The sequence below is a fragment of the Streptomyces sp. NPDC048825 genome (assembly GCF_043198355.1).
Classification (GTDB): domain Bacteria; phylum Actinomycetota; class Actinomycetes; order Streptomycetales; family Streptomycetaceae; genus Streptomyces; species Streptomyces xiangluensis.
In genome coordinates, this window is record NZ_JBICUR010000003.1 from 449,646 (window position 1) to 466,715 (window position 17,070).

Consider the following 17,070-nt stretch of genomic DNA (forward strand, 5'->3'; position numbering starts at 1 on the left):
TCCCCAAATCAGCTCGCTTGCCCACCCCCCTCCTCCCATACGCTTGTCCCCGTGACCCCCGTCGAGCTCTCCCGTACCGTCCTGTGCGCCGTGCGCCGCGCCGTGGACGCCGGTGAGCTCAGTGTGGCCGTGCCCGCGCGGGCCGTGGTGGCGCCGCCGGGGCCCGGGGGATGCGGTGACTACGCCACGAATGTCGCCCTGCAGCTGGCCCGGCCCGCCGGGCGTCCGCCACGTCACGTCGCCGAGATCCTGCGCCCGCTCATCACCGAGGCCCAGGGTGTGGCACGCGTCGAGGTCACCGGGCCCGGCTTCCTCAACATCACCCTTGACGGCGGAGCGGAAGCCCTGGTCAGGGACATCCTGCGGCGCGGCTCTCGTTACGGGTACGCCGAGGAACCGAGCGGGCGGATCGTGCAGTTGCACTACCCGTGCGAGGTGCGCGCAGCGGTCAGTGGGCAGGTGCTCGCCGGGCTCCTCCGTACGCAGGGCGTCCTCGTCCGTACGTCCTGCGAGGCCGAGTTGGACCCGGCGTGGGTAGAGTCCCTCGGCGTGACCGTCGAGGCCCATGGCCGGCCCGGCACTCCTGCCCCCCTCGAGGTGAACCTCCGCCCCGTGCCGGCGGCCGAGGACCCCACCCCACTCGGCCGTGACGCCGCCCGCTGGGCCCTCCTCCACCCCGCCCCTCACGACCGGCCCCGAATCACCGCCGACCACCTCGTGCAGCGCGAGACCAACCCCCTCTTCCGGGTCCGTTACGCGCACGCCCGAGCCCGATCCCTCACCCGCAACGCTGCCGACCTCGGCTTCGACGGCACCCCCGGCGACGTACACCCAGCACCCCCCAACCACTCCGTAGCCCCCCTCCTCACCGCCCTCGCCGACCACCCCCCCGCCCTGGCCACCGCAGCAACCCGCCGCGCCCCCGACCACCTGGCCCGCCACCTCGTCGTCATCGCCGACGCCTTCCTCCGCTACCAGGAGGTCACCCGCGTCCTCCCCCTCGGCGACGAGAAACCCTCGGCCGCCCACCGGGCCCGGCTGGCGCTTGCCGAAGCTGCCGGGACGGTGCTGGCCGGCGGCCTGTCCCTGCTCGGCATCGACGCACCCGAACACCTCTGAGAGAGCCGAAGAAGAGAAGTCATGAGCCGTTCCGCACATCCCGCCGGGCCCCGTCACGCCGATGTTCTGCCCGAGGGGCACTACACCGCGCCGCCCACCGACCTCAACGCCCTGGACTCGAAGGTCTGGGCGCAGACTGTCACCCGTACGACCGACGGAGTCGTCAGCGTGGGCGGCATCGATGTGAAGAAGCTCGCCGAGGAGTTCGGCACCCCGGCGTACTTCATCGACGAGGCCGACTTCCGTGCGCGGGCGCGCGCCTGGCGCACCGCCTTCGGGGAGGACGCCGACGTCTTCTACGCCGGCAAGGCGTTCCTGTCGCGCGCCGTCGTGCGCTGGCTGCACGAGGAGGGGCTCAATCTCGATGTCTGCTCCGGCGGCGAACTCACCACCGCCCTTTCCGCCGGCATGCCCGCCGATCGCATCGCCTTCCACGGCAACAACAAGTCCGCCGAGGAAATCACCGAGGCCATCAGCCGCGGCGTAGGACGCATCGTCCTCGACTCCTTCCAGGAGATCGTCCGCGTCGCGCACATCGCCGAGTCGCTCGGCAAGCGGCAGCGCGTGCAGATCCGGGTGACGGTCGGCGTCGAGGCGCACACGCACGAGTTCATCGCCACGGCCCACGAGGACCAGAAGTTCGGCATCGGGCTCGCGGACGGGCAGGCCGCCGAAGCCGTACGGCGGGCCCTCGCGCTCAATGGGCTCGAACTGATCGGGATCCACAGCCACATCGGCTCGCAGATCTTCGACATGGCCGGTTTCGAGGTCGCCGCGCGCCGGGTGGTGAAGCTGCTCGCCGAGATCCGCGACGAGCACGGCGTCGAGCTGCCCGAGATCGACCTCGGCGGCGGCCTCGGCATCGCCTACACGAGCGAGGACGATCCGAGCGAGCCGCACGAGATCGCCAAGGCGCTGAACGAGATCGTCACGCGCGAGTGCGAGGCCGCGAAGCTCCGTACCCCGCGCATCTCCGTCGAGCCGGGGCGCGCCATCGTCGGCCCGACCGCCTTCACCCTGTACGAGGTCGGCACCATCAAGCCGCTCGACGGACTGCGTACGTACGTCTCCGTCGACGGCGGCATGTCGGACAACATCCGCACCGCGCTGTACGACGCCGAGTACAGCGTCGCCCTCGTCTCCCGCGTGAGCGAGGCCGAACCCATGCTCGTACGCGTAGTCGGCAAGCACTGCGAGAGTGGCGACATCGTCGTGCGCGACGCCTTCCTGCCCGCCGATCTCGCGCCGGGCGACCTCATCGCCGTGCCGGCCACCGGGGCGTACTGCCGCTCCATGGCCAGCAACTACAACCACGCTCTGCGCCCGCCCGTCGTCGCGGTCCATGACGGCGAGGCCCGGGTGATCGTCCGCCGGGAGACGGAGGAGGACCTGCTGCGCCTCGATGTCGGATGAGCCACTGACGTACGCGGTCGGATGACCGCTGACGTACGAATACAGCCGGCGGAAGATCTCCTGCGATCGGCCGCCCTAGAAATGAAATAGACGTCTCACGATCCGGACATGGCATAGAAAGTCCCGTCCGGTGAGTGAGACTGGATCCACCGTGACGGTAAGAGGAAACGAGGTCGGATGATGCGTACGCGTCCGCTGAAGGTGGCGCTGCTGGGCTGTGGTGTTGTCGGCTCAGAGGTGGCGCGCATCATGACGACGCACGCTGCCGACCTCGCCGCCCGCATCGGGGCCCCCGTCGAGCTGGCGGGCGTCGCCGTCCGGCGGCCCGACAAGGTACGGGAGGGCATCCCGGCCGAGCTCATCACCACCGACGCCACCGCCCTCGTCAAACGCGGGGACATCGACGTGGTCGTCGAGCTCATCGGCGGTATCGAGCCCGCCCGCTCCCTCATCACCACCGCCTTCGAGCACGGCGCCTCCGTCGTCTCCGCGAACAAGGCGCTGCTCGCCCAGGACGGCGCGGGCCTGCACGCCATTGCCGAGGAGCAGAACAAGGACCTCTATTACGAGGCGGCCGTCGCCGGTGCCATCCCGCTGATCCGGCCGCTGCGCGAATCCCTCGCCGGCGACAAGGTCAACCGCGTGCTCGGAATCGTCAACGGCACCACCAACTTCATCCTCGACAAGATGGATTCGACGGGCGCCGGCTACCAGGAGGCCCTCGACGAGGCCTCCGCGCTCGGGTATGCGGAAGCCGATCCCACCGCGGACGTCGAAGGCTTCGACGCCGCCGCCAAGGCCGCGATCCTCGCCGGAATCGCCTTCCACACGCGTGTGCGGCTCGACGACGTGTACCGCGAGGGCATGACCGAGGTCACCGCCGCCGACTTCGCCTCGGCGAAGGGGATGGGCTGCACCATCAAGCTGCTCGCCATCTGTGAACGGGCCGCCGACGGAGGGTCCGTCACCGCGCGCGTGCATCCCGCGATGATTCCGCTGGCCCACCCGCTCGCTTCCGTGCGCGGTGCGTACAACGCCGTGTTCGTCGAGTCGGACGCCGCGGGGCAGCTGATGTTCTACGGTCCCGGCGCGGGCGGTGCGCCGACCGCCTCCGCGGTCCTCGGTGACCTCGTGGCCGTCTGCCGCAACCGGATCAGCGGCGCCACCGGACCCGGCGCCTCCGCGTACACCCAGCTGCCCGTCTCGCCGATGGGCGAGGTCGTCACGCGATACCACATCAGCCTCGATGTGGCGGACAAACCGGGTGTTCTCGCCCAGGTCGCGACCGTTTTCGCCGAGCACGGCGTTTCGATCGATACGGTTCGCCAGCAGGGGAAAGACGGCGAGGCTTCTCTGGTCGTCGTCACCCACCACGCGTCCGACGCCTCCCTGAACGGGACCGTCGAGGCGTTGCGCAACCTCGACACCGTGCGGGGTGTCGCCAGCATCATGCGGGTTGAAGGAGAGTAACCAGCAATGACCCACCAGTGGCGCGGAATCATCGAGGAGTACCGGGACCGGCTGCCGGTTTCCGACACCACGCCGGTCGTGACGCTCCGTGAGGGCGGTACGCCGCTCGTGCCCGCGCAGGTGCTCTCCGAGCGCACGGGCTGCGAGGTGCACCTCAAGGTCGAGGGCGCGAACCCCACCGGGTCCTTCAAGGACCGCGGTATGACCATGGCCATCACGCGGGCCAAGGAGGAGGGCGCGAAGGCCGTCATCTGCGCCTCGACGGGCAACACGTCGGCCTCCGCCGCCGCGTATGCCGTACGGGCCGGAATGGTCTCCGCAGTGCTCGTCCCGCAGGGCAAGATCGCGCTCGGCAAGATGGGCCAGGCGCTCGTGCACGGCGCGAAGATCCTCCAGGTCGACGGAAACTTCGACGACTGCCTCACGCTCGCGCGCAATCTGTCTGATAACTACCCTGTGGCACTGGTGAATTCAGTCAATCCAGTGCGTATCGAGGGCCAGAAGACCGCCGCGTTCGAAATCGTGGACATGCTGGGTGACGCACCTGACATTCACGTCCTGCCGGTGGGCAACGCGGGCAATATCACGGCCTATTGGAAGGGCTACACCGAGTACGCGGCCGACGGGATCGCTAAGCAAACCCCTCGAATGTGGGGATTCCAAGCCTCCGGTTCCGCCCCGATCGTGCGCGGTGAGGTCGTCAAGGATCCGTCGACCATCGCCACCGCGATCCGTATCGGCAACCCGGCCTCGTGGAAGTTCGCGTTGGCTGCCCGGGATGAATCGGGCGGTTTCATCGACGAGGTGACGGACCGTGAAATTCTGCGCGCCTACCGGCTGTTGGCCTCCCAGGAGGGCGTCTTCGTCGAGCCCGCGTCGGCTGCGTCCGTCGCAGGCCTGCTGAAGGCCGCCGAGCAGGGCAAGGTCGACCCGGGCCAGCGCATCGTCTGCACGGTGACCGGAAACGGCCTCAAGGACCCGGACTGGGCCGTCGCGGGCGCCCCCCAGCCCGTCACGGTCCCGGTGGACGCGGCAACGGCGGCGGAGCGCCTCGGCCTCGCGTAAGCGCGGCGCCTCGGCTTCGCCAACCTGTCATCCCCGACAGGGGTGCACAGGGGGCATACGACACGCATCGTGCGCCTCCTGTGCGCCCTATGTCGCCACGGAACCTTCCTTCGATAGGCTGTACGTAACCCGCCCGCCGCATATGCCGCGGTGCCGCGCCGTCTCTGCGGCCGCCGGGTCTTCCGTGATCTTCCGTTCGTCTCGCAGGATTTCGACACATCTCGACAATCTCGCAGCTCAAGCTCAAGGAGAGTCATCGAGCGATGGCCGGTCCAGCGTTCCGCGCCGCCGCCGTACGGGTGCGCGTCCCCGCCACCAGCGCCAACCTCGGCCCGGGCTTCGACGCCCTCGGCCTGTCGCTGGGGCTCTACGACGACGTGGTCGTCCGGGTGGCCGACTCCGGACTGCACATCGACATCGCAGGTGAGGGCAGCGAGACACTCCCGCGTGACGAGAGTCACCTTCTCGTACGTTCCCTCCGTACCGCTTTCGATCTGCTGGGCGGACAGCCGCGCGGACTCGAAATCGTCTGCGCGAACCGCATCCCGCACGGCCGTGGCCTCGGCTCCTCGTCCGCCGCGATCTGCGCGGGCATCGTCACCGCGCGCGCCGTGACCATAGGCGGCGACGCGAAGCTCGACGACGAGGCGCTTCTCGAGCTCGCCACCGAGATCGAGGGCCACCCCGACAATGTCGCGGCCTGCCTGCTCGGCGGTTTCACACTGTCCTGGATGGAGGGTGGCGCCGCGCGCGCCATCAGGATGGATCCCGCTGAATCCATCGTTCCGGTGGTTTTCGTACCCGGAAAGCCCGTCCTCACCGAGACCGCTCGCGGACTGCTGCCGCGCACCGTGCCGCATGTCGACGCCGCCGCCAACGCGGGCCGCGCCGCACTGCTCGTAGAGGCCCTCACCAGGCGCCCCGAGCTGCTGCTGCCCGCCACCGAGGACCGACTGCACCAGGAGTACCGGGCTCCGGCCATGCCGGAGAGCGCCGCTCTGGTGGAGCGGCTGCGGGCCGACGGAATCCCCGCCGTGATCTCCGGCGCGGGTCCCACCGTGCTCGCACTGGCCGACGAAGCCACCGCCGACAAGGTCTCCCGCCTGGCCGGCGAGGGCTGGGCGGCCAACCGGCTGAGCCTCGATGCCCAGGGAGCGAGCGTGCTGCCGCTTGCCACCTGACACACGGTTGCCGGATTTGGAGAGGGGGAATGTTTGTTGGATCCGGTAGTGTTAATCTCAAGTCTGCACCCGACCCCACCATGGCGAGGTGCTTCGTGTCCCCGTCCGGGACAGACCTCTTTCCGGGAGCCTCCCAAACTGCTTTGTGCAACGCATTGGACGCTATGCGCTGAGCAGTCCTGAGCACGCTCCGGAACCGGCGTGACCGAGCCGGCCGACACCGCACATCAGTGTCACGGCACCCGGAAACGCCATCCAGCAGATATTCCCTCCGCCTTTTTGGCGGACCACCGCCCCGGCACGGTCCACATCACCGGACCGAAGCCGGACAGCACAACCGGTCGCCGAGCCAGACAGGCCGACGTCCGCTCCAGGGAAGGACCCTTCGTGAGCGACACCACCGATCTGATGGGCGCACGTGTCGAGGAGACCGCTGCCGCGCCCGCCACGGACGCCTCCGCCGCGCCTGCCACCGGTGCTTCAGGCTCCCGTCGGCGCCGTGGCAGTGGCCTTGAGGGCATGGTGCTGGCCGAGCTGCAGCAGGTCGCATCCGGCCTCGGAATCAGGGGCACCGCGCGGATGCGCAAGAGCCAGCTGATCGAGGTCATCAAGGAGGCGCAGGCAGGAGGGGGTGCCCCGGCGAAGACCGCCGAGGCCGCCACCGAGACCAAGCCGAAGCGCCGGGCCACCTCGAAGGCTCGTACGGGGGACGACGCCGTACCTGCCGCCGAGAAGAGTGAGAAGAAGGCGGACAACGGCGGCAGGGCCGCGAAGGCCGAAAAGGCCGTGGCCCAGCAGCAGATCGAGATTCCCGGCCAGCCGGCCAGTGACGACGCCCCGGCCGAGCGGCGCCGTCGTCGGGCCACCGCCGATGCGGGCAGCCCCGAGACGGTCACCGCCGAGGCGAAGAGCGAGCCGAAGGCCGAGACTCCTGCTCAGGCCCAGCCCCAGGGCGAGGTCAGGGCCGACTCCGGTGACCAGGGTGGCGATGGCCGCCAGGGCGACCAGGGTGGCGATGGCCGCCAGGGCCGCCGCGACCGCGACCGGGGCAGCCGTGACCGTGACCGGGGCGACCGGGGCGACCGAGGCGGTCGGGACCGGGACCGCGGCCGCGGCAAGGGTGACGACCAGCAGAGCCAGGGTGCCGGCAACCAGCAGCGCGGCCAGCAGCAGGGCGGCGGCCGTCAGGACCGCCAGCAGCAGGACGACGACGACTTCGAGGGCGGCCGCCGTGGCCGTCGCGGTCGCTACCGGGACCGTCGTGGCCGCCGTGGCCGCGACGAGATCGCCGAGCCGCAGGTCGCCGAGGACGACGTCCTGATCCCCGTCGCGGGCATCCTGGACATCCTCGACAACTACGCGTTCATTCGCACGTCCGGCTACCTGCCCGGTCCGAACGACGTGTACGTCTCCCTCGCCCAGGTCCGCAAGAACGGTCTGCGCAAGGGTGACCACGTCACCGGCGCGGTCCGGCAGCCTAAGGAAGGGGAGCGCCGCGAGAAGTTCAACGCGCTCGTCCGGCTCGACTCCGTCAACGGCATGGCGCCCGAACTCGGCCGTGGCCGCCCGGAGTTCAACAAGCTGACGCCGCTGTACCCGCAGGACCGGATCCGTCTCGAGACCGACCCGGCCGTGCTGACCACGCGGATCATCGACCTGGTCGCGCCGATCGGAAAGGGCCAGCGTGGCCTGATCGTGGCCCCGCCGAAGACCGGCAAGACCATGATCCTGCAGGCGATCGCCAACGCGATCACCGTCAACAGCCCCGAGTGCCACCTGATGGTCGTCCTCGTCGACGAGCGTCCGGAAGAGGTCACCGACATGCAGCGGTCGGTCAAGGGCGAGGTCATCTCCTCGACCTTCGACCGCCCGGCCGAGGACCACACCACGGTCGCCGAGCTGGCCATCGAGCGGGCCAAGCGCCTGGTGGAGCTGGGCCACGACGTGGTCGTACTGCTCGACTCGATCACGCGTCTGGGCCGTGCGTACAACCTCGCCGCGCCCGCCTCCGGCCGCATCCTGTCCGGTGGTGTCGACTCGACCGCGCTGTACCCGCCGAAGCGCTTCTTCGGTGCCGCGCGCAACATCGAGGACGGCGGATCTCTTACGATCCTGGCCACCGCGCTGGTCGAGACCGGCTCGCGGATGGACGAGGTGATCTTCGAGGAGTTCAAGGGCACCGGCAACATGGAGCTCAAGCTCGACCGGAAGCTCTCCGACAAGCGCATCTTCCCGGCGGTGGACGTGGACGCGTCCAGCACCCGTAAGGAAGAAATTCTGCTCGGCGGGGACGAGTTGGGGGTCGTCTGGAAGCTGCGCCGGGTGCTGCACGCGCTCGACCAGCAGCAGGCGATCGAGCTGCTCCTGGACAAGATGAAGCAGACGAAGTCGAACGGCGAGTTCCTGCTCCAGATCCAGAAGACGACGCCGATGCCGGGCAACGGCAACGACTGACGCCGGAGTTTGTGATTGCTCGAGGGGCTGCCCCCGTCACGCACGTGACGGGGGCAGCCCCTTTTCGCAGGCCACGTGGACGGCCCTGAAGGCGCATTGCGCGAGACCTTTGCCACACGTGGGAAGGTCGCCACCCACGGTGAACGAGACCAAGACTTGGCCTGAAATCGCAGGTGAGCGGGCGGATTTCGCCTCTCGTGCGTCACTGATTGCTCACATTCGCCCACAGGGCGATCACAGTGCGTTGTGCAACCCTTTTTTCGGTTTCAACGTCTGACGTGACGGGTCCTGACATACCAGTCATGCCTGACGTGCCATGCCTGACCCTGCACACAGGGGGTAACCGACCGGACGAGGACTGAGGAGCACATGACTGCCGAGAGCACGCCCGATTCCGGCAACCCGGAAGCCTCCGGCTCCACCGGCGCACGGCGCCGCGCCAAGGGCCGCCGCCGCAAGCCGCGCACACGCAGCAAGGCCCTTCTGGTCACGGCGTGGGCTGCGGCGGGCGTCGTGATCCTGGGCGGCACCGGACTCGGCTACGTGTACTTCCGGCTCAACAACAACCTCGACAGCGTCGACATCAACCAGGCCCTCGGCACCGACCGGCCCCTGGACGTCGACAACGGCTCGCAGGACATCCTCGTACTCGGCTCCGACACCCGCTCCGGCAGCAACAAGAAGCTGGGCGGCGGCGTCGACGACGGTTCGGCCCGCGCGGACACGGCGATGATCGTGCACGTCTACCAGGGCCACAAGAAGGCAAGCGTGGTCTCCATACCCCGCGACACCCTCATAAAGCGGCCCGAGTGCACCGACACCGAGGGCAAGAGCCACGAGGGCTCGTCGAGCGCGATGTTCAACTCCGCGTACTCCACCGGCGGCGCCGCCTGTGCGGTGAAGACCGTCGAGTCGATGACCGGCATCCGCATGGACCACTACATAGAGGTCGACTTCAGCGGCTTCCAGAAACTCATCGACGAACTCGGCGGCGTCAATGTCACCACGAACGAGGACATATCCGACCCCGAGAGTCACCTGGACCTCAAGGCCGGCACCCATCAGCTCACCGGCAAGCAGGCCCTCGGCCTGGTCCGCACCCGGCACGGCGTCGGCGACGGCTCCGACCTCGGCCGCATCCAGCTTCAGCAGGCGTTCATCAAGGCACTGGTCGAGCAGGTCAAGAACATCGGCGTACTGACCAGCCCGAAGCAGCTGTGGGACCTCGCCGACACCGCGACGAACGCCGTCACGACCGACTCCGACCTCGACTCGCCCAAGGATCTGGCCTCGTTCGCCAACGGACTCAAGGGCATCGGCTCCTCGAACATGACGATGGTGACGATGCCGGTCCAGTACGACCCGGCCGACGGCAACCGAGTCCTCATGGTCAAGTCCAAGTCCGACCTGGTGTGGAAAGCCCTGAAGAACGACCGCCCCATCCCGAAGACGGCCACAGAGGGCACGGCAACGGGCAGTGCGAAGGGCGTCGTAGGCGCCCCGTAAGCGGCGCGGGGCGTATCTGTGAGTGGGGGAGCGACCGACCAGCCACGACGGGCCCGCGGGGAATACACGACCCCGCCCCCCTGTTTTGGGGGATGACGCCAGTCGATGGCAGACTGGTACGTCGGCCCCGGTTCACGCTCCGCAGCCCGCGGCAGCGACCCGGTGCCCTCCCGAAACTAGGAGACACCTTGAAGCGCGACATCCACCCCGAGTACGTCGAGACGCAGGTCAGCTGCACCTGCGGCGCGTCGTTCACCACCCGCAGCACGATCCAGAGCGGTTCCGTCCGCGCTGAGGTCTGCTCCGAGTGCCACCCGTTCTACACGGGCAAGCAGAAGATCCTCGACACCGGTGGCCGTGTGGCCCGCTTCGAGGCCCGCTTCGGCAAGGCTGCCGCTGCCAAGAAGTAGCGACCTCACAGCGCCGGTCCTCGTTGTCCCCGCAAGGGGGCTTCGGGACCGGCGCTTTGCATGGTGCAGCCCCTTAAATTTCGTACGTCATTGGAGCCGGAGATGTTCGAGGCGGTCGAGGAACTGATCGGCGAGCACGCCGATCTTGAGAAGAAGCTCGCCGACCCGTCGGTGCACGCGGACCAGGCGAACGCGCGCAGGCTGAACAAGCGCTACCACGAGCTGACCCCGATCATCGCGACGTACCGCTCCTGGAAGCAGACCGGCGACGACATCGAGACGGCCCGTGAACTGGGCGCCGACGACCCGGAGTTCGCGGCCGAGGTCAAGGAGCTGGAGAAGCACCGCGAGGAGCTCACCGAGAGGCTGCGGCTGCTGCTCGTCCCGCGCGACCCCAGCGACGACAAGGACGTCATCCTCGAGATCAAGGCCGGCGCCGGAGGCGACGAGTCCGCGCTGTTCGCGGGCGACCTGCTGCGCATGTACCTGCGGTACGCGGAGCGCATCGGCTGGAAGACCGAGATCATCGACGTCACCGAGTCCGAGCTCGGCGGCTACAAGGACGTCCAGGTGGCGGTGAAGACGAAGGGCGGCCAGGGCGCCACCGAGCCCGGTCAGGGCGTCTGGGCCCGGCTGAAGTACGAGGGCGGGGTGCACCGGGTGCAGCGCGTGCCCGCCACCGAGTCCCAGGGCCGGATCCACACCTCCGCGGCCGGTGTCCTCGTGACCCCGGAGGCCGAGGAGATCGACGTCGAGATCAACGCGAACGACCTGCGGATCGACGTCTACCGGTCGTCCGGCCCCGGCGGCCAGTCCGTCAACACCACCGACTCCGCAGTGCGCATCACGCACATTCCCACCGGAGTCGTCGCCTCCTGCCAGAACGAGAAGAGCCAGTTGCAGAACAAGGAGCAGGCGATGCGTATCCTGCGCTCCAGGCTTCTCGCGGCGGCGCAGGAGGAAGCGGAGAAGGAGGCGGCCGACGCCCGGCGCAGCCAGGTCCGTACCGTCGACCGCTCCGAGAAGATCCGAACGTACAACTATCCGGAGAACCGCATCTCGGACCACCGCGTCGGCTTCAAGGCGTACAACTTGGACCAGGTGCTCGACGGTGACCTCGACGCCGTGATCCAGGCGTGCGTGGACGCGGACTCGGCCGCGAAGCTCGCCGCCGCGTAAAGACGCGCAGCGCCGCGAAAACAGCGACAAGACAACAGCTCAGCCCCGGAGGACCAGCGTGCAGCAACATTTTGGGGGGCGACCCCCGAATCCCCGCAGCGTGCTGCTCGCGGAAGTGGCCCAGGCCACCCAGCGGCTCGCCGATGCCGGCGTGCCCTCGCCACGCAATGACGCGGAGGAGCTCGCCGCCTTCGTGCACGGCGTGAAGCGGGGCGAACTGCACTCGGTCAAGGACGCCGACTTCGACGCCCGCTACTGGGAGGTCATCGCCCGCCGCGAGGCCCGCGAGCCGCTCCAGCACATCACCGGACGGGCCTTCTTCCGTTACACGGAACTCCAGGTCGGGCCAGGGGTGTTCGTACCGCGCCCGGAGACCGAGTCCGTCGTCGGCTGGGCGATAGACGCCGTACGCGCGATGGACGTCGTCGAACCGCTCGTCGTCGACCTGTGCACGGGTTCCGGGGCGATCGCGCTCGCCCTGGCGCAGGAGGTGCCGCGCTCCCGCGTGCACGCCGTGGAGCTGTCCGAGGACGCGCTCCAGTGGGCCCGCAAGAACGTCGAGGGGTCCAGGGTCGAGCTGCGCCAGGGAGACGCCCGGTACGCCTTTCCCGACCTCGACGGCCAGGTGGACCTCGTCATCTCCAACCCGCCGTACATCCCGCTCACCGAATGGGAGTACGTACAGCCCGAGGCCCGGGACTACGATCCTCAACTCGCCCTGTTCTCGGGCGAGGACGGGCTCGACCTCATCCGCGGCCTTGAACGCACCGCACACCGGCTGCTGCGGCCCGGAGGCATCGTCGTCGTCGAGCACGCCGACACCCAGGGCGGGCAGGTGCCGTGGATCTTCACCGAGGAGCGGGGCTGGGCCGACGCCGCCGACCACCCCGACCTCAACAACCGGCCGCGGTTCGCGACGGCCCGCAGGGCGATGCCGTGAACTCGGCGCGCGGCATTGCGTTCGGCACGCCTTGTTCGAAGACTTCAAGCCAGCAGTACGTGTACGAGGAGGCTCGCTAAATGGCACGGCGATACGACACCAACGACGCGACCGACCGCTCCACGGGTCTGCGCGAGGCAGCGTCCGCCGTACGCCGGGGCGAGCTCGTGGTGCTGCCCACCGACACCGTGTACGGCATCGGCGCCGACGCGTTCAGCTCGGAGGCCGTGTCCGATCTGCTGGAGGCCAAGGGCCGTGGGCGCAATATGCCCACGCCTGTCCTCATCGGCTCCCCGAACACGCTGCACGGCCTGGTCACCGACTTCTCCGAGATGGCGTGGGAGCTCGTCGACGCGTTCTGGCCGGGCGCGCTGACCCTGGTGGCCAAGCACCAGCCGTCCCTCCAGTGGGACTTGGGGGACACCCGGGGCACCGTCGCCGTGCGCATGCCGCTGCACCCGGTCGCCATCGAGCTGCTGACGGAGGTCGGTCCGATGGCGGTGTCGTCGGCGAACCTCACGGGACACCCGGCACCCGAGGACTGTGACGCCGCGCAGGAGATGCTCGGCGACTCCGTCTCGGTCTACCTGGACGGCGGGCCCACCCCCGGCAACGTCCCCTCCTCGATCGTCGACGTCACGGGCAAGGTGCCGGTGCTGCTGCGCGCGGGCGCACTGTCGGCCGAGGAGCTGCGCAAGGTGGTACCCGACCTCGAGGTGGCGAATTGACGGCCCCTGACGCGGGGCGTGGCATAGGCAACGGGGACGAGACGGGGACCTTCACAGGGCTACCCCGGGACACCTTCCGCATCCTCCACGTCAGCACCGGCAACGTATGCCGCTCGCCGATCACCGAGCGGCTGACCCGCCATGCCCTGGCGGACCGCCTCGGCGATCCGCTGTGGGGCGGCCTGATCGTGGAGAGCGCCGGCACCTGGGGTCATGAGGGCGCCCCCATGGAGGCCAACGCGGAAGCGGTCCTCGCCGACTTCGGCGCGGACGCCTCCGGCTTCGTGGGCCGGGAGCTGCTGGACGAACACGTCATCAGAGCGGACCTGGTCCTGACGGCCACCCGCGACCACCGGGCCCAGGTCATCTCCATGGGCCACTCGGCGGGCCTGCGCACCTTCACGCTCAAGGAGTTCACCCGCCTGGTGAAGGCCATAGACCCCGCGACCCTGCCTCCCCTGGAGGACGGGGTGGTCGCGCGCGCAAGGGCCCTGGTCCGCGCTGCGGCAGCTCTACGCGGGTGGCTGCTGGCCCCGACGGTGGAGGCGGACGAGGTGTACGACCCGTACGGGGCGCCGTTGCCGTTCTTCCGCTCGGTGGGGGACGAGATCCAGCAGGCCATCGATCCGGTGGTGACGGCGCTGACGGGCGTACCGGCCCGCACCTGATCGCCGATGGGTGCACCGACTCGGGCGTAACAGCGGGCGCAGTAGCGGACCTGGTTCTACATTGGACTTAGTTTCCGCCGATCTCAGGCCGCCCCGCAGGGGGTTGCCGGTCCGGAGTCCACCATGGTGGTCACACATACGCTTGACGGCCTGCTGCCTGCCGATGTGCTCGGTCGGCAGGATCCCGAGCTGGCCGAGCTCCTCATCGGGGAACTGGACCGGCAGTCGACGACGCTTCAGCTGATCGCCGCCGAGAACTTCACCTCGCCCGCCGTGCTGGCCGCTCTCGGCTCACCGCTCGCGAACAAGTACGCCGAGGGATACCCCGGCGCCCGGCACCACGGCGGATGCGAACTCGTCGACGTGGCCGAACGCCTCGCCGTCGAGCGCGCCAAGGCCCTCTTCGGCGCCGAACACGCCAACGTGCAGTCCCACTCCGGGAGTTCGGCCGTACTCGCCGCATACGCCGCCCTGCTGCGCCCCGGCGACACCGTCCTCGCACTGGGCCTCCCGCACGGCGGCCACCTCACCCACGGCTCGCCCGCCAACTTCTCCGGCCGCTGGTTCGACTTCGTCGGCTACGGCGTCGACCCGGAGAGCGGGCTCATCGACTACGAGCAGGTGCACGCGCTCGCCCGCAGCCACCGCCCGAAAGCCATCGTGTGCGGCTCCATCTCGTACCCGCGGCACATCGACTACGAGGTCTTCAGGGCCGTAGCGGATGAGGTGGGCGCCTATCTCATCGCCGACGCCGCCCACCCCATCGGCCTCGTCGCCGGGGGAGCGGCGCCCAGTCCCGTGCCGTACGCCGACGTCGTCTGCGCCACCACGCACAAGGTGCTGCGCGGCCCGCGCGGCGGCATGCTGCTGTGCGGCGCGGAGTTGGCCGAGCGGGTGGACCGGGCGGTGTTCCCGTTCACCCAGGGCGGCGCCCAGATGCACACCATCGCCGCCAAGGCCGTCGCGTTCGGCGAGGCGGCGACGCAGGCCTTCGCGGCGTACGCGCATCAGGTCGTCGCCAACGCCCAGGCGCTCGCGGCGGGGCTGACCGCCGAGGGCCTCACTGTCACCACGGGCGGCACCGACACTCACCTGCTGACCCTCGACCCCGCCCCGTTCGGCGTGGACGCCCGCACCGCCCGCGGCCGGCTGGCCGCCGCCGGTCTGGTGCTCGACACCTGTGCGCTGCCTCACCCTGACGTGCGCGGACTGCGTCTGGGCACGGCCGCCGTCACCACCCAGGGCATGGGCGAGGCGGAGATGGCCCGGATCGCCGTACTGCTCGGCCAGGCACTGCACGAGGAACCGGCCGGCCGCCTGGTGCGTGAAGAAGTGCGGGACCTGACCGGAAGATTTCCGCCGTATCCCGGCTAGAGCCGGGTATGCGCGAACCCGTACACAGCCACGCGTGTAACCATCGGCTCTACCCGGAAGTCCCCAACCGTATGCGCCGAAAGCTAGGGTGTGGGGCTGAGATGGCCAGCGAGACCTGTGGGGAAGCCTGTGCGTGAATACCTCCTGACGCTCTGCATCACGGCCGCGGTGACGTACCTGCTGACCGGGCCGGTGCGGAAGTTCGCGATCGTGGCAGGAGCCATGCCTGGGATCCGTGCGCGCGACGTGCACCGGGAACCCACGCCCCGGCTCGGGGGTATCGCGATGTTCTTCGGGCTGTGCGCGGGCCTGCTGGTCGCCGACCATCTGACCAACCTCAGCGAGGTCTTCGAGAACTCCAACGAGCCGCGCGCCCTGCTCTCCGGGGCCGCGCTGATCTGGCTGATCGGTGTCCTGGACGACAAGTTCGAGATCGACGCCCTGATCAAGCTCGGCGGCCAGATGATCGCCGCCGGTGTCATGGTGATGCAGGGCCTGACGATTCTGTGGCTGCCGGTGCCGGGCGTCGGCTCGGTCTCGCTGACCCAGGGGCAGGGCACGCTGCTGACCGTCGCGCTCGTCGTCGTCACCATCAACGCCGTGAACTTCGTCGACGGCCTCGACGGCCTCGCCGCGGGCATGGTCTGCATCGCCTCCGCGGCGTTCTTCATGTACGCCTACCGCATCTGGTACGGGTACGGGCTCGAGTCCGCGGCCCCCGCGACCCTCTTCTCCGCGATCCTCATGGGCATGTGCATCGGCTTCCTGCCGCACAACATGCACCCCGCCCGGATCTTCATGGGCGACTCGGGCTCGATGCTCATCGGTCTGGTGCTCGCGGCCGGCGCCATCTCCATCACCGGGCAGGTCGACCCGGACGCGATGAACCTGTTCGCCGGGTCCGAGAAGGAGGCCGTGCACCAGACGGTGCCGGTCTACATCCCGCTGCTGCTGCCGCTGACGATCATCGCCGTACCGGCGGCCGACCTGGTGCTCGCCATCGTGCGCCGCACCTGGCGCGGCCAGTCCCCGTTCGCCGCCGACCGCGGGCATCTGCACCACCGCCTGCTGGAGATCGGGCACTCGCACAGCCGGGCCGTGCTCATCATGTACTTCTGGTCGGCCCTGATCGCCTTCGGCGCCCTCGCGTACTCGGTGAACTCGGCATCCATGTGGATCGTGCTCGGCATCGTGTTCCTCAGCGCGGTGGGCCTGGTGCTGCTTCTGCTGCCGCGCTTCACGCCGCGTACACCGGCCTGGGCCGAGCGCTTTGTGCCGCCGCGTTACCGGCGCCGGGGCCAGGTCGCCGGGGAGACCGTGGAAGCCGTGGAGGGGTCGCCTGCGGTCGCGTACGCGGGTGCCTCAGGTGGTGTGCCCGGCGCGCTCAGTGAGGCCACCGAGCCCAGTGAGACTGGCGAGGAACATCGCGCTCCGGTCACCGCGGGCGTCTCGGGGGTCAACGGAGCGACGGCTGTCGGCCGTCGTCCGCGCGTTCTCGACGGACGCAAGGCCGGCTCGTCTCACTGACGATTTCGCAAACCGCCCCTATACCAGACAAACTCG

14 protein-coding genes are annotated in these 17,070 nt (G+C 69.3%); all 14 read left to right on the forward strand.

The window, feature by feature from the left end; all coding sequences use genetic code 11:
* Positions 1 to 51: 51 nt before the first annotated feature.
* Entirely contained in the window at positions 52 to 1,119 is a 1,068-nt protein-coding gene (nrtL, locus tag ACGFNK_RS10775; protein WP_393414079.1) for an ArgS-related anticodon-binding protein NrtL, read from the forward strand.
* A gap of 21 nt (positions 1,120 to 1,140) precedes the next feature.
* A complete protein-coding gene (gene lysA, locus ACGFNK_RS10780) occupies positions 1,141 to 2,532 on the forward strand; it encodes a diaminopimelate decarboxylase (protein ID WP_393414082.1) in 1,392 nt (463 codons plus the stop codon).
* 177 nt (positions 2,533 to 2,709) lie between these two features.
* The gene (locus tag ACGFNK_RS10785; protein ID WP_386353998.1) at positions 2,710 to 4,002 is read left to right on the forward strand and encodes a homoserine dehydrogenase; all 1,293 of its coding nucleotides are present in this window, start codon (positions 2,710 to 2,712) and stop codon (positions 4,000 to 4,002) included.
* A gap of 6 nt (positions 4,003 to 4,008) precedes the next feature.
* A complete protein-coding gene (gene thrC, locus ACGFNK_RS10790) occupies positions 4,009 to 5,067 on the forward strand; it encodes a threonine synthase (RefSeq protein ID WP_344388733.1) in 1,059 nt (352 codons plus the stop codon).
* A gap of 263 nt (positions 5,068 to 5,330) precedes the next feature.
* Positions 5,331 to 6,248 (forward strand): homoserine kinase, encoded by a 918-nt coding sequence (gene thrB, locus ACGFNK_RS10795; protein WP_388686163.1) that lies wholly within the window; start codon positions 5,331 to 5,333, stop codon positions 6,246 to 6,248.
* A gap of 387 nt (positions 6,249 to 6,635) precedes the next feature.
* Complete coding sequence (gene rho, locus ACGFNK_RS10800; protein ID WP_393414087.1) at positions 6,636 to 8,702, forward strand: transcription termination factor Rho; 2,067 nt, start codon at positions 6,636 to 6,638, stop codon at positions 8,700 to 8,702.
* 369 nt (positions 8,703 to 9,071) lie between these two features.
* Positions 9,072 to 10,208, forward strand: coding sequence for an LCP family protein (locus ACGFNK_RS10805; protein WP_393414090.1), 1,137 nt, complete (start codon positions 9,072 to 9,074; stop codon positions 10,206 to 10,208).
* 188 nt (positions 10,209 to 10,396) lie between these two features.
* Positions 10,397 to 10,618, forward strand: a complete 222-nt coding sequence (rpmE, locus tag ACGFNK_RS10810) for a 50S ribosomal protein L31 (RefSeq protein WP_165265070.1) — start codon at positions 10,397 to 10,399, stop codon at positions 10,616 to 10,618.
* Between the two features lie 102 nt (positions 10,619 to 10,720).
* Positions 10,721 to 11,797, forward strand: a complete 1,077-nt coding sequence (prfA, locus tag ACGFNK_RS10815; protein ID WP_386354098.1) for a peptide chain release factor 1 — start codon at positions 10,721 to 10,723, stop codon at positions 11,795 to 11,797.
* Positions 11,798 to 11,897: 100 nt separating this feature from the next.
* Positions 11,898 to 12,737 (forward strand): peptide chain release factor N(5)-glutamine methyltransferase, encoded by an 840-nt coding sequence (prmC, locus tag ACGFNK_RS10820; protein WP_393414094.1) that lies wholly within the window; start codon positions 11,898 to 11,900, stop codon positions 12,735 to 12,737.
* An 80-nt stretch (positions 12,738 to 12,817) separates the two neighbouring features.
* The gene (locus ACGFNK_RS10825) at positions 12,818 to 13,465 is read left to right on the forward strand and encodes an L-threonylcarbamoyladenylate synthase (RefSeq protein ID WP_386354011.1); all 648 of its coding nucleotides are present in this window, start codon (positions 12,818 to 12,820) and stop codon (positions 13,463 to 13,465) included.
* Positions 13,462 to 14,133, forward strand: coding sequence for a protein-tyrosine-phosphatase (locus tag ACGFNK_RS10830; RefSeq protein WP_386354013.1), 672 nt, complete (start codon positions 13,462 to 13,464; stop codon positions 14,131 to 14,133). Before ACGFNK_RS10825 ends, ACGFNK_RS10830 begins: the two co-directional genes overlap by 4 nt.
* Before the next feature lie 123 nt (positions 14,134 to 14,256).
* Positions 14,257 to 15,507, forward strand: a complete 1,251-nt coding sequence (gene glyA, locus ACGFNK_RS10835) for a serine hydroxymethyltransferase (RefSeq protein WP_393414098.1) — start codon at positions 14,257 to 14,259, stop codon at positions 15,505 to 15,507.
* 129 nt (positions 15,508 to 15,636) lie between these two features.
* On the forward strand, positions 15,637 to 17,034 hold the full coding sequence (locus ACGFNK_RS10840; RefSeq protein WP_393414101.1) for an MraY family glycosyltransferase: 1,398 nt from the start codon (positions 15,637 to 15,639) through the stop codon (positions 17,032 to 17,034).
* Positions 17,035 to 17,070: the final 36 nt, after the last annotated feature.

Bases quoted from the DNA above. Each gene is read 5' to 3' on its own strand.
- lysA (WP_393414082.1), top strand. From the start codon at position 1,141: ATGAGCCGTTCCGCACATCCCGCCGGGCCCCGTCACGCCGATGTTCTG.
- ACGFNK_RS10785 (WP_386353998.1), top strand. From the start codon at position 2,710: ATGATGCGTACGCGTCCGCTGAAGGTGGCGCTGCTGGGCTGTGGTGTT.
- thrC (WP_344388733.1), top strand. From the start codon at position 4,009: ATGACCCACCAGTGGCGCGGAATCATCGAGGAGTACCGGGACCGGCTG.
- thrB (WP_388686163.1), top strand. From the start codon at position 5,331: ATGGCCGGTCCAGCGTTCCGCGCCGCCGCCGTACGGGTGCGCGTCCCC.
- ACGFNK_RS10805 (WP_393414090.1), top strand. From the start codon at position 9,072: ATGACTGCCGAGAGCACGCCCGATTCCGGCAACCCGGAAGCCTCCGGC.
- prfA (WP_386354098.1), top strand. From the start codon at position 10,721: ATGTTCGAGGCGGTCGAGGAACTGATCGGCGAGCACGCCGATCTTGAG.
- ACGFNK_RS10825 (WP_386354011.1), top strand. From the start codon at position 12,818: ATGGCACGGCGATACGACACCAACGACGCGACCGACCGCTCCACGGGT.
- glyA (WP_393414098.1), top strand. From the start codon at position 14,257: ATGGTGGTCACACATACGCTTGACGGCCTGCTGCCTGCCGATGTGCTC.